Raw genomic sequence first — 13,224 nt, 5'->3', positions numbered from 1 at the left:
GGAGACGCCATGCCACCGCACGCCACCCCGCCGCTGCTGCCGATGCAATGGAGCAGCGCCTACATCTCGTATTGGTCGCCGATGCGGGAAGACGACCAGGTCACTTCCGGCTATTGCTGGTTCGACTACGCCCGCGACATTTGCCGCATCGACGGCCTGTTCAATCCCTGGTCGGAAAAGGAGACGGGACACCGGCTCTGGATGTCGGAAATCGGCGACGCCCGGCGTGGACAAAGCCGCAAACAGAAAGTCGCTTATGCCAGGGAAACGGAGCCGGCCGGCGTGAAGCTGTACGAGCGGGCGCTGGCCGATGAGGTCACGCCCTTCCACGAGCTGTTCCTGCCGCAGGCGATCCTGATCGACGGCGAAGCGCGTCATGGCGGCCGCCACACGGTGCTGGGCCAGGCGGCCGACGCCTGGGTGGTGGAGCGGCCGGGCAAAGCCGCCTCGGTGTTCTATCTCCAGGCCGGCGGCAATCACTTGCTGCGCATGGTCACCGGCAACGACGCGCAGCATCAGTCGGTACGCGACTTTCCGAACTTCCTTGCCGGCGACATCGCGGCCAGCGTTTTCGTGTCGGAATAAAACGACATTCCGTCCCGTCAAACGGCCAATCAGCCCGGCGCACGACCTGCGCCGCCGGCTTTCCAGGGATGGTCCCACCGGCCATCCCTACCGATCATTCCAGTTTCAGCCATTACTCTCGAAGGAATCCTGTATGCCGTTGGTTGTCTACATTCTCGGGTTGACGATTTTCTCGATCACCACGTCGGAATTCATGGTGGCGGGCATGATGCCGTCACTGGCCCAGGCGATGGGCGTGTCGTTGGCCCAGATCGGTTACCTGATCTCGCTGTACGCCATCGGCATGGTCATCGGCGGCCCCCTGACCACGGTCGCTTTGCTCAAGCTGCGCGTACCGAATAAACAGGCATTGCTGTGGATGCTGGGCCTGTACGCCATTGCCCAATCCGTCGCGGCCTCGGCCACCGGTTACGACATCATGGCCATGGCACGGGTTGCCACCGGCGTCGCCGGGTCGGCCTGCTTTGGCATGTCGCTGGCGATCTGTGCCGACCTGGTGCGCCCTGAATCGCGCGGCCGCGCCGCAGCGGTCGTCATCGGCGGGCTGATGCTGGCCTCGGTCCTGGGCGTGCCGATGGCCACCCTCATCGACCAGCACATGGGCTGGCGCGCCAGCTTCTGGCTGGTGGTGGTGCTGGCGGGCGCGTGCATGGTGCTGATCGCCTTCCTGGTGCCGCGCTCCAAGCCGTCCGAAGCGGTCAGCCTCGGCGACGAACTGGGCGAGTTCAAGAATCGCCATCTGTGGACGGCATATGCCAGCAGTGGACTGATCATCGGCGCGACCTTTGCGGCCTTCAGCTACTACACGCCGATCCTGACCGGGATTACCGGTTTTCCGTCTTCCTCGATTCCGTGGCTGCTGGGTGTCTACGGCATCGCGAACGTGGTGGGCAATGGCGTGGTGGGTCGTTTTGCGGACCAGTACACCATCCCCATCATGGTCGGGGGCATGATGCTCCTGGGCATCAGCCTGACGCTGTTCGCCCTCTTCGCCGACCATCAAACGATCAGCGTTGCGATGCTGGTCGTCACTGGCCTGGTTGGCATGTCCATGAATCCCGCCATCATCGCGCGCGTGATGAAGACCGTGCATCCCGGGCCACTGGTGAACACCGTTCACACATCGGTCATCAACATCGGGCTGGGCGTCGGATCGTGGATAGGCGGCCTGGGTATCGCGGCAGGCTGGGGCTTGCGCTCGCCGCTGTGGGTCGGTGTCGCGCTGGCACTGCTTGCACTTCTCAGCTTGCTGCCTTACCTCGGGCAAAAGTCGCGCGATGCGAGTGCGGTCGCACTCGGAAGAAGCTAGGGACATGAGGCTGGCCATGGCGCATGCCGCCATGGTGTCGACGCTTAGCCGAAGCGCGCCTGATAGTCGCTCGGCACCACGCCCAGCTGCGCGGCAAAGGCGCGGCGCAGATTGTACTCGTTGCCGAAGCCGCTCTGGCTGGCGGCGCGCTTGACCGTCATGCCGGGGCGTTCGAGCAGGCCGCAGGCCGCCTCCATGCGCAGCCGCAGCAGCAGCTGCGCCGGCGACAGGTCGGCCGCCTGACGCAGCCGGCGGTGCAGGGTCCGCACCGACAGCGCACACGCGGCCGCCATCTGGTCGACGTCGATCCGCTGCCGCAGGCGCGGCCTGAGCCAGGCGATCAGCCGGGCATGCACGTCCTGCGGATCGGCCTGCGCCAGCAGCTGGGAACTGAACTGGCGCTGGCCGCCCGGCCGCTTGAAGAACACCACCATCCGCTTCGCCACCGCCAGCCCGGCGGCGTGTCCCCGGTCTTCGGCCACCAGACTGAGCGCAAGATCCATGCCGGCGGCGATGCCGGCCGAGGTGTACACCGGACCATCCTTGATGTAGATCGCGTCGTCGTGCACATCGATAGAGGGAAATTGCGCCTGCAGCAAGGCCGCGTCGAGCCAGTGCGTCACGGCGCGGCGGCCGTCGAGCAGGCCGGCGCGCGCCAGCAAGAAGGCGCCGGTACAGACCGCGCAGCAGCGCCCCACCTGGCCGGCCGCGCGCGCCACCCAGCGCACCACGGCCGGGTCGTGCGCGCCGTGCGCTTCCTCCATGCCGCGTCCACCGGAGACGATCAGGGTCGACCCGGCCAGGTTGCGCCCCGCCGCCGGCAGCGGCGCGGTCAGCACCGTCACGCCGCACGTCGAAGCCACCGGACCGCCGCCGGGCGCGATCATGCGGATCCGGTAAGGCTGCGGCAGTCCCGCATCGCGTGCCTCGTCGTTGGCGCTGCCAAAGACCTGGGCGGGGCCGGTCGCGTCAAGGAGCATGAAGCCGGGGCACACCAGCAGCCAGATATCGATCATTGTCATGTGGCAGATATTCCACCATCAATGTCATTTGTGTCAATTCCGGTCGTGACATGATGCACCTGTTACTAACGGAGGCAATATGACACGCACCATCGTTATTTATGTGTATGACGACGTCGAAGTACTCGATTTCGCCGGTCCCTACGAAGTGTTCACCTGCGCCACGCGCGTTGCCGCCAGATTGACGCCGCACGCCGCGCCGCCGTTCCGGGTGCGCACGGTCGGCGCCACCACGGCGATGCTGCGCGCCCGGGCCGGCCTGAGCGTGCTGCCGGAAGCCGATTTTGGCGGCGCCGGCGCCATCGATGTGCTGATCGTGCCCGGTGGCGTGGTCACGGCCGAAATGTCGAAGCCGGACGTGATTGCCTGGATCGCCGCCACCGCCAGGGCGTCGCAACTGACCGCGTCGGTCTGCACCGGCACCTTCCTGCTGGCGCAGGCTGCCCTGCTCGACGATCAGGAGGCGACCACCCACTGGGAAGACGTGGCCGATCTGCGCGCCGCGTTCCCGCAGGTGCGCGTGCAGGCGGAGCGGCGCTGGATCGACAACGGCGCCATCGTCACCTCCGGCGGCATTTCGGCCGGCATCGACATGTCGCTGCACCTGGTCGAACGGCTGGCGGGGCGCGAACTGGCCGTGCGCACCGCGCGCCAGATGGATTACGACTGGAACCAGGGATGAGGATCGTACGCAGCAAGGACTACACCGGCGCGCACGCCTGGGAGGCGCAGCTGATCGCCGTCATGCAAGAGGCCACGGTGCGGCTGCACTGGACCGACCAGCCCTACCCCTGGCATGTCAACGACGGCGACGAAGTGTTCGCGGTACTCGATGGCGAAGTGGCGATGCACTATCGTGAAGATGGCTGCGAGCTGGTGGCGCACCTGTGCGCCGGCGACATCTTTTACGCCGCCGAAGGCGACGCTCACAGCGCACACCCGCAGGGACAGGCGCGCATCCTCGTCATCGAACGCGCCGGCAGCGTGTGAGCGTCAGGCGCCGCCCGTGATGACGATGCCGGCGGACGTTCACATACCGGGACGCCGAAGTACTGTATTTTCAGGCAAGGTAGCAGTTCAGGCACATCGTCTCGCCAGAGTGACATCCGCACGTTTGGTTGCAGCAACTATTTGACACTGGCAACCTGGTCCCTGATACTGGAGAAACACATTTTGTCCTTTCCGCAGGTCAACATCGCGCAAGGCAGATATTCCGAGTCCGGACCGATGCACAGCAGTCAAGGGGAATGGCGATCCGACCAACAGCAAGATCCGGCGTCGCCAGTGCCGTCCTTTTGCGTCACGCACGCGTCCTGGTGGGACTGTGCTTCCTGTGGTTCACGGTGGCGCCCGCGCAAGCGGACCTGCCCGCCGCGCAGGTTTCCGTCGGCACCACCGGCGCCGCGGGGGGCTTGCCCAAGCCCCGGTTCACTTATCGCAGCTACGGCGCCGAACACGGTCTGAACAACGTGGGCGTGCTGCGCCTGGTACAGGATCGTCAAGGTTTCATCTGGGCCGGCACCGAAGATGGCCTGTACCGCTACGACGGTTACCGCTTCGATGGCTTCGGCCTCAAGGAAGGTTTGCCGTCCACCGTGATGACGGCCCTGCTGGAAGACGCGTCCGGCGTGCTGTGGGCCGGCACCCACGGCGGCCTCGCCCGCTACGACGGGCAGCGTTTCATGCCCGTCAAGGCCAGCGCGGGGTTGCCGGCCGTTTCCATCACCGGGCTCGCCCACGCCAAGGCCGAGTTGCTCGTCGCCACGGCGAAAGGACCATACCGGGGCGACATCCGGTCCGGCTTCAGCCCGCTGGCGCACTGGCCCGGGGGCGAAGCGACCGCCATCCTGCAATCGAAAGCATCGTCCTCCCTGTGGATCGGGCGCTGGGATGGCGACGCGCACATGCTGGCATGGCGTGATGGCCGCTGGCACGACATTCCGGTCCCCGCGGGCAAACCCGACGAGCGGGTCGACGCCCTGGCGGAAGATGGCGAGGGCCGGATCTGGGCCCGCACTCCCACCAGCCTGTGGCTGCTGCGCGCCGATGGCTCCGGCTTCGACCTGGCCGCGACCCCGATTCCCCTGGTCAGCAGCCGCGGCTACCTCGCCACCGGCAAACGCGGCGACCTGTATGTGTCGACCGATCACGGCTTGCTGCATCGCACAGGTGGACACTGGGAGATCACCTCGGGCAAAAATGGCTTGCCGGGCGCTCCCTGGCCGGTGCTGGAAGACCGGGAAGGGTCGCTATGGATCGGCTCGGTGGGCTTGCATCGCCTGCTCGGACGCGGCATCTTGCATGCCTATACCACCAGCGAAGGACTGCCTTACGACGTGGTGTGGAACATCTTCCGCGACCGCGACCAGCGTTTGATGGTCGGTACCAGCCACGGCCTGGCGGTGAGCGACGGCGCGCAGTTCCGGACCATCAAGGGAACCGAAGACAACATGATCCGCTCGATCGTCCAGGCGGCCGACGGCAGCATCTTTCTCGCCGGCGTTCCGGGCAACGAAATCCTGCGCTACACGCCATCGACCGGCGCACTGATGCGCCAGATCATCAGCGCCGGCAATCCGGCCAAGCGCACGTTCCGCCTGCTCGCCGGGCGCGACGGCGCCGTGTGGGCCAGTACCGATGGGGCCGGCCTGTGGCGCGCCGACAGCGGCGCTGCGCAGCTGCATTTTGAGCAAGTCGTCCTGCCGGGCGGCACCTCCAGCGAATACATCAGCGACGTGCGCGACGATGCGCACGGGCGCGTCTGGGTCGCCGCCCAGAACGGCCCCGCCGTGCTGGAAAACGGCAAATGGCGCCGTTTCACGGCCGCGGACGGGCTCCGGAGCAGTTCGGTCAGCTACATCGTCGCCATGCGCAACGGCGATTTCCTGCTGCCGTACTTCGATCCGCTCGGCGTGGCCCGGGTACGCTACGAGAACGACAAGCTGCACCTCCTGAAGCACTACGACGCGGCATCGACCCAGTCGGCCGACAAGGTCTTCCTGGCAGGCGAGGATGCGCTCGGCCGCATCTGGCTGGGGGGCGGACAGGGCATCGACCTGCTGACCCCGCAAGGCAGCCGCCACTTCGGCGCGACCGAGGGATTGATCGGCGACGATACGGCCGCCATGGCGTTCCTGGCCGAGAAAAATGGCGATGCCTGGTTCGGCACCACCAAGGGCCTGGTGCGCTTCGACCAGAAGGCGTTCGCGGCCCTGCCCGTCGAACAGCCGCTGCGGACTACCCTGCTGCGCACCAGAATCGGCGGGGTCGACTACCCGGCGGCGGCCAGTGGGGTGCGCGTGGCGCCGGACAATACCTTTGAAGTGCGGTTTACGGGCCTCAGTTTCGTGGGCGAAGGAAAAATCCAGTATCGGGAACGGCTGCTGGGCCGCGAAACCGCCTTCAATATTACGGACAGCCGCGACGCCCGCTACTCCGGACTGGCACACGGCAACTACCGGTTCGAAGTGTCGGCGCGCATCGGGCCGAACGGCGCATGGGGGCCGGCCTCCAGTTTCGCCTTTCAGGTCATGCCCGCCTGGTGGCAAACCTGGTGGCTGCGCGCCATCGCTGCGATCGGAACGCTGCTGCTGCTGATGCTCGGCTATCGCTGGCGTGTCGGTCACATGCGGGACGAGAATGTGCGCCTCGAAAACCTGGTGGCGGCCCGCACGGAAGACCTGCAGCAAGCCAACGCCGCGTTGCGGGAGTCGAGCATGGTGGACCCGCTGACGGGCCTGAAGAACCGGCGCTTTCTCAGCGTGCTCATGCCCGAGGAACTGGCGCGCACCATGCGCCAGCACCGGTTTCGGGAGCTTGCGGCCGATACCGCCGTCGAGCGCAATATCGACCTGTGCCTGTTGATGGTCGACCTGGATCACTTCAAATTGGTCAACGACGAGCATGGCCACGCCGCCGGCGACAGCGTGCTGCGCCAGATCGCCGACGTGATGCGGCGTACCTGCCGCGCCTCGGACGTGGTGGTGCGCTGGGGAGGCGAGGAATTCCTGATTGTGGCACGCAATACCGACCGCGACCATGCGCATGCGCTGGCGAACCAGGTGTGCCAGGCGGTCCGCTCGCATCGATTCGACCTGGGCAATGGGGTCGTGCTGCAAAAGAGCTGTTCGGTGGGCTTCACGGCATTCCCGCTGCTGCCCGGCGCACCGGAGCGTTTTGACTGGGAGCAGGCGCTGGAACTGGCGGACCAGTGCCTGTACGCGGCAAAGAACAGCGGCCGCGACGGCTGGGTAGGATGCTTGCCGCAGCTTGCCGATAGCGATGAGCGGGTGCACATGCTGCCCGTCTTCGGGCCCTGCATCGTGCTCAGTTCATGGAACGACGGCAGGCAGGTCAAGTGGCATTAACGCCCACGGCGGCGCCTGCATGGTAGGACTCGGCAGGCGGCGCTCGTCACTGCGCATTTACAACAAATTAGCATATTTTTAACGCAAAACACGCAGCACCAATGCTTAATTAGCACTGTTATCGCGATTTGCAATACATTGAGTGTACCGAGCTCAGGCTTATGGAAATAGCTGGCCTGTCTGCTGGGACCCACCATAAAGGAGACACTACATGAGCATTCGCTTTCGTCGTTCCTTGCGCACTTTACTACCCGCACTCGCACTATTCGTCTCGTATTCAGAGGCAGCCGCCAGTACCATCAACCAGAACGCCTCGTGGACCATCGACCGGGCCGGCACAACCACCAAGTACCGTTCCGTCGCCTACGGGGACTCGATCTATGCGGGTTTCAACGGCTCCGTCACCAGCGCGGCCAAATACGCGGCGCCAACGGTGAACGCGGAATATCTCTCGGCGCAGTGGGGAACGGACATCGAAAGCGTGCGCCGCACCAAGTCCGGTGCGATCGCCGAAGACGTGTACAACAATAAAATCGTGGCTGAGCGCTCGTATATGCAAGCCAGCAACACTCGCGTCGTCACCTTCGAAATGTGCGGCAACGATGGCTTGCAGGCGCGCGCCAGCTTCAAGAGCCAGACCGGCACCTGCAATTACAGCGGACTGACCGCGGCGGAGAATAGCTGCAAGAAGTATGTCACGGCCGCGATGGACTATATTAATGCCAACGCCTATGCGGGCGTGAAGCTGAAGGTGATCTCCAACCTGCACTACCCGGGCTATGCGGTGGACAATGTGCAAAGCACCTGCAAGGATGCGACCACCGGTGCCACCGTGAAAATGCAGGACAAGTTCCTGCCCGCTCTGGCCAGGATGAACTTCATTATGTGCGACGTGGCGCGGCAAAAGGGCTTCCAGTGCGCGGACAACTTCGCCCAGTACATGGGCGCCGACTACGATAGCAACGGCGACGGCCAAATCGACGCCGAGGGACTGCGCTATGTGAGCGGCGAGAGCGAAGCGAGCTACGTTAGCCGCCTCACAACGGCACTGCGTTCGACGATCCGCGACGCCAACACGCACTTCGTATCGTCAAGCAGCAGCTACGATTACATCCAGTCGGACGACACCCACCCGACCTACAACGGCAGCACCTTCAGTTCCGGCCTGTTCGGCAGCACCACGGGCAGCGGCGCGCCCCGCTACACTACGTTTAGCGGCGGCAAGAGCCCAATCTGGAATCAATACGGCCACGAGCGCATCGGCTGGGCGGTATCGACCTACAATCCGGCCACGCCGTAACCGCCAGGCGCCGATCCTTGGATACGCCTCCGCGTTCCGGGCCGGCAGCGGCCAGCAGCGAGAAAAGCGCTGCTGGCCATGCCTGGGGTCCATCCCGGGGCCGCATTATCATCGCGGTGTTGCTCTGCATCGCCGGCGGCGTCATGCTCGCGCTGCTGTGGATGCCATCGCGCCCCGGGACCGCCGCCGCGCCGGCGCCGTTGCCTGCGCAGGCGTGGCCGCCGGCCCAGGCCCCGGTCGCGGCCACCGCGCCCGTCGCGCCGGACGACATCCCGCGCAAGGAGCAAGCGCGCGCGCCCGAGGGCGACGCCGACCCCACGCCCGACCTCAAAAGCTACGTTGCGCGCGGCGAGAATCCCAGCATGGCCGAAGTCATCGAACGTCTGCACCAGCGCGGCATCCACTCCGGCCTGGGCGCCTTTTCGCCGCCGGGAACCAGCCCGCCCCTGGTCGGGCTGGCGGTGCCCGAGGACTTTGTTTTACCGAAGGGCTACGTGCGCCATCACCAGGCAACCGATGACGGCCAGCGCATCGAAGCGGTCCTGATGTTCGCGCCCGACTTTCAATTGCTTGACGCCGCCGGCAAGAGCGTCGCCATGCCCAAAAACGGCATCGTGCCGCCCGAACTGGCGCCGCCCGGCATGCCGATCCGGCGCATCGTCATCCCCCCGGCAATCGCACAGACACGGCCTGGCCGCTGAACACCATGACCCTATTGTCCAATCCGATAGTACGCAGCGCGGGGGGCATCCTCGCCAGTGGCGCCATGGTGGCGCTGTACGCGCGCGGCGGCGCCGCCTGGGTGCTCGGTTTCGTGCTGCTGGTGCCGTGGCTGCGCACCCTGGACACCAGCCCCACGCTGGCCACGGCGCTGCTGCGTGCCTACCTCATGACGCTGGCCTTCACGGCGGCCGCTTTCGCCTGGTTCGGCAGCGCGCTCGGGCTGTATGCGCAGGTCGGCGCGGCCACCGGCGTGGCGCTGCTGCTGCTGGCCGCGCCGCTGTTCCAGCCACAATTTCTGGTGTTCGCACTGGTGCGCCACATTACGGTCCATCGCTACGGCGCCATGCTCGGCGCGCTGGCGGGCGCCGCGGCGTGGGCGGCGACGCAGCGGCTGGTACCCGGACTGCTCGGCGACACACTTGGCCACGGGCTCTATCCATCGCGCTTGCTGCGCCAGGGCGCCGATGTGGGCGGCACCGCCGGCCTGACCGTGCTGCTCCTGCTGGCCAACGAAGGCGTTGCGGCGGCGCTGGCGCGGCGCAGCGGCGGCTTGCGCGCCGTTGCCAGGCCGCTCGCGCTGGCCGCCCTGGCGCCGGTACTGCTGGCCGGTTACGGCCTGGCTGTGCTGTCTGCCAGCCCCGGTCCGGCAGGCAAGCCGCTGCGAGTAGGATTGATCCAGTCGAACATCGTCGCCTACGACCGCCAGCGCCAGGAAAAGGGAACACACGCGGTGGTGCGCGAGGTGCTCGATACGCATTTCGCGATGAGCTACGACGCGGTCGTCCGGCAGCGTGCGGATGCGGTGCTGTGGCCGGAAACAGCCTACCCCACCACCTTCGGCAATCCAAAGAGCGATGCCGGCGCCGAATTCGACCGTGAAATACTGGCCATCGTCAATTCAGCCGGCGTGCCGTTCGTCTTCGGCACCTACGATCGCGACAGCGCCGGCGAATACAACGCGGCCGCGTTCGTGCAGCCCGGCACCGGCCTGATGGGCTTTTATCGCAAGACGCGTCTGTTTCCGCTCACCGAGTACGTTCCGGCCTGGCTGGACGGACCGCTGTTGCGGCGCTGGCTACCGTGGACCGGCGACTGGCGGCCCGGTAACGGCGCACGCGTGTTTCCGTTGCGCCTCAGCGACGGACGCGAGATCCCCGTGCTGCCCCTGATCTGCCTCGACGATGTCGATACCAATCTGGCCATCGACGGCGCCCGGCTCGGCGCGCAGGCGATCCTCACCATGTCGAACGATTCCTGGTTCACGGCCACTGCGCTGGGTGCGGAAATGCACCAGGTCGCGGCCGCATTTCGCAGCATCGAAACGCGCCTGCCGCAATTTCGCGCCACCACCAACGGCTTTAGCGCCGCCATCGACGCCACCGGCAGCGTGCTCGCAGGCACGCGCATGGGCGAACGCACCCTGGTGATCGCCGATGTGCCGGTGCGCATCGCGAGGCGCACGCTGATGGTGCTCTGGGGCGACTGGGTCGGGCTCGCCGCCAGCGCCTTCCTGGTGGTGCTGGCGGCATGGTCGGCCTCCCCATCATGGCGCCGTGCCGCGCACGCCCCGGCGCCGGCGCGCCCTGGATTGCTGGAGCCGGTCAAGGTCGCTGTGTTGCCGCCCGCAGCCCGCATCGGGGCGGGCCTGTTGCGTGCCTTCGCGCGTGGCAGCCTGTTCTGGATGTGCGCGGCACTGCTGCTCAATGATGCCTTGCGCACCAACACGCTGGCGCAAGTCCGGATCTTTTCCGCTTTCTTCCTTGTTCCCGAAGCGGCTGCCTGGTGCGTGCTGTTCCTTTTTTCAGCCAAGGCATCGATCGCCAATGGCCACCTGGTGCTCACACGCGACGCGCGGCGCCTCGAGCTCGCCCTGTGCGACATCGCCACGGTGCAGTGTTGGCGCCTGCCGATTCCCTGCCCCGGAATCTCGTTGCAGCTCGCCTGCGGCCGGCGCTACGCGCTCGCGCTGGACAACCCGGGCGTCCTGGCCGCTGCGCTGGTAGCCGCCGGCGGCCCTCCGGTTCAGGCGCGCACGCGCACGCGCGCGGTGATGCAGGCATATGCCCAAGCCGGCCTGGCGATCCGGCGCTCGCGGCTCGATCATCCGTTCGCCAAGTTTGCGCTGCTCCCGCTTGCGCTGGCGACTCCCGCTTTCCACCTGCACCAGCACATTTCCTACGGCAGCGCTTTCGGCGAGTACTACAGTTTCGGCCTGAGGGCTTACCTCACCGCCTTCGCGCTGTGGTGGGCCGCATGGTCGATCGGTGTGGTGCTGAGCGAGGCGCTGCTGCGCTCTGCGATCGAAGCCGGCACGCTGCTGGCGGCGTGGCTGCGCCCCGCACAGGCGGTCGATGTCCGGCAGCGGCTCGAACGCGGTGGCCGCGCTGCGCTTTTTCTCGGCCTGCCCGCGTGGCTGCTGCTGACCGTTTACCGAGCGTAGAGAAGCGAGCGGTTTCGCCACTCGCATTGGAACGAATGCCTTGCCGGCTTGCGGCGGCCGCACGTATCTTTTCGGCTACGCGATGGGAACGTACGCGTCAAGAAACTCTGCTGGCATACGGCGCACGCGGCCGCTGCTTATTTCTATGCACACCAGATCCCATCGGCCACGCAGGACTGTCATTCCATCGCGGTCTCTGATCAGTTGAAAACGGCGCTCCATGGCGATCTTGCCATCGCCACCGGTCAGCCAGGTGGCCAGCGTCAGGGGCTCACCCAGATTGGTAGCAAGCAGGTAGTCATATTCGCTGCGCCGGATTGCCATGGCCCGGTCCAGGCGGTGATAATCGTCCAGGGTCAGGCCAAGCCGGTGCGAATGCGCCCAGCCGATCTGTTCGCACCAGCGGACATACACGGCGTTGTTGGTGTGCTTGAGCCCGTCGATATCCTCCGGCTGAGGCGTGATCGTCTGCACAAACGGATTTACATGGTCCCAGTCCAAGACGGCCTCTTTTCATTTGATTTACCAGGCCCTGCCAACCCGGCTGCGCGGCGAGGGCGCGGCGCAAATTGTACTCGATGCCGGGCGTGCCTCTTCTGCTAGACTTGAGCGATGCCCCCACCCATAAGCGTATCGCGCAATTGATGACCCCCGACCGTTTCACCGCTCCCAGCAGCGCCTCGCGTGGCGCCACCCTCCCGATCAGCCAGGGGCACATCGACATCTGGCTGGTCTTCTACCAACATATCGCCGACCCGGCCCTGCTGACCACATTGCTCACACATCTGAACGAGTCCGAGCGCGCGCAGCAGCTGCGCTTTCACTTCGCCGACGACCGCCTGCGCTACCTCGCCACGCGCGCGCTGGTGCGCACCGTGCTGTCGCGCTACGCCCCGCTCGAACCGGCCGACTGGGTGTTCACCCCCAACGACTACGGGCGTCCCGCCATCGCCAACGACCACCCGCAAGCGCGTACGCTCAGCTTCAACCTGTCGCACACGCGCGGCCTGATCGCCATGGCCGTGACGCGCGACAGGGTGCTGGGGGTCGATGTCGAAAACCTGAGCGCCCGCGAGATCTCGGGCGCAATCGCCGAGCACTTCTTCTCGCCGGCGGAAGTGGCGGAACTGGCCGGCGTGCCCCCGGAACGGCGCCAGGACCGCTTCTTCGAGTACTGGACCTTCAAGGAAGCCTACATCAAGGCGCGCGGCATGGGCCTGTCGATCCCGCTCGACCGCTTCAGCTTCCACTTCCCGGACGAGCGCCAGGTCTGCCTGGCCATCGAACCCGATCTGGGTGACGATGCCGCGCGCTGGCGTTTCTGGCAGTTCCAGCCGACGCCCGACTACCTGCTTGCCCTGTGCGCCGAACGCCTGGACGGCGCGGAGCCGCTGCTGACAGTGCGCAGCGCCATCCCGACCGTGTCCGACGTCCCCTTCGCGTGGACACTGCTGAAAGCCGACCGCGCCAGCCGTTAG

At 66.2% G+C, this 13,224-nt stretch carries 11 protein-coding genes; 9 read left to right on the top strand and 2 right to left on the bottom strand.

Annotated elements, in window-relative coordinates:
• Positions 1-9: 9 nt before the first annotated feature.
• Positions 10-585: a violacein biosynthesis enzyme VioE gene (gene vioE / locus RBA40_RS02830; protein ID WP_306645787.1), complete on the top strand. Its 576-nt coding sequence runs from the start codon at positions 10-12 to the stop codon at positions 583-585.
• Positions 586-718: 133 nt separating this feature from the next.
• On the top strand, positions 719-1,894 hold the full coding sequence (locus RBA40_RS02825; protein ID WP_306645785.1) for an MFS transporter: 1,176 nt from the start codon (positions 719-721) through the stop codon (positions 1,892-1,894).
• A gap of 44 nt (positions 1,895-1,938) precedes the next feature.
• Here RBA40_RS02825 and RBA40_RS02820 read toward each other — a convergent pair whose 3' ends face one another.
• Positions 1,939-2,916 carry a GlxA family transcriptional regulator gene (locus RBA40_RS02820; protein WP_306645783.1) on the bottom strand — a complete coding sequence of 326 codons (978 nt, stop codon included), beginning with the start codon at positions 2,914-2,916 and terminating at the stop codon, positions 1,939-1,941.
• A 79-nt stretch (positions 2,917-2,995) separates the two neighbouring features.
• On the opposite strand from RBA40_RS02820, the gene RBA40_RS02815 reads away from it, so the two are divergent.
• From RBA40_RS02815 to lnt, 6 genes are all read left to right on the top strand, one after another.
• Positions 2,996-3,598 (top strand): DJ-1/PfpI family protein, encoded by a 603-nt coding sequence (locus RBA40_RS02815; protein WP_306645781.1) that lies wholly within the window; start codon positions 2,996-2,998, stop codon positions 3,596-3,598.
• Entirely contained in the window at positions 3,595-3,906 is a 312-nt protein-coding gene (locus RBA40_RS02810) for a cupin domain-containing protein (RefSeq protein ID WP_306645780.1), read from the top strand. The genes RBA40_RS02815 and RBA40_RS02810 overlap by 4 nt, the downstream gene beginning before the upstream one ends.
• A gap of 305 nt (positions 3,907-4,211) precedes the next feature.
• Positions 4,212-7,283 (top strand): ligand-binding sensor domain-containing diguanylate cyclase, encoded by a 3,072-nt coding sequence (locus RBA40_RS02805; RefSeq protein ID WP_306645778.1) that lies wholly within the window; start codon positions 4,212-4,214, stop codon positions 7,281-7,283.
• 211 nt (positions 7,284-7,494) lie between these two features.
• A complete protein-coding gene (locus tag RBA40_RS02800) occupies positions 7,495-8,583 on the top strand; it encodes an SGNH/GDSL hydrolase family protein (RefSeq protein WP_306645776.1) in 1,089 nt (362 codons plus the stop codon).
• Positions 8,584-8,600: 17 nt separating this feature from the next.
• Positions 8,601-9,284 carry a hypothetical protein gene (locus RBA40_RS02795; RefSeq protein WP_306645774.1) on the top strand — a complete coding sequence of 228 codons (684 nt, stop codon included), beginning with the start codon at positions 8,601-8,603 and terminating at the stop codon, positions 9,282-9,284.
• Positions 9,285-9,289: 5 nt separating this feature from the next.
• Positions 9,290-11,746, top strand: coding sequence for an apolipoprotein N-acyltransferase (lnt, locus tag RBA40_RS02790; protein ID WP_306645773.1), 2,457 nt, complete (start codon positions 9,290-9,292; stop codon positions 11,744-11,746).
• Between the two features lie 75 nt (positions 11,747-11,821).
• On the opposite strand, the gene RBA40_RS02785 is transcribed toward lnt, so the two are convergent.
• Positions 11,822-12,247, bottom strand: a complete 426-nt coding sequence (locus RBA40_RS02785; protein WP_306645772.1) for an acyl-CoA thioesterase — start codon at positions 12,245-12,247, stop codon at positions 11,822-11,824.
• A gap of 143 nt (positions 12,248-12,390) precedes the next feature.
• On the opposite strand from RBA40_RS02785, the gene RBA40_RS02780 reads away from it, so the two are divergent.
• Positions 12,391-13,224, top strand: a complete 834-nt coding sequence (locus RBA40_RS02780) for a 4'-phosphopantetheinyl transferase family protein (RefSeq protein WP_306645770.1) — start codon at positions 12,391-12,393, stop codon at positions 13,222-13,224.

Origin of the sequence: Massilia pseudoviolaceinigra (assembly GCF_030846505.1) — a bacterium.
Classification (GTDB): domain Bacteria; phylum Pseudomonadota; class Gammaproteobacteria; order Burkholderiales; family Burkholderiaceae_D; genus Telluria_A; species Telluria_A violaceinigra.
The sequence above is the reverse complement of the archived record's forward strand: the minus strand, read 5'-3'. Positions and strand labels throughout refer to the sequence as shown.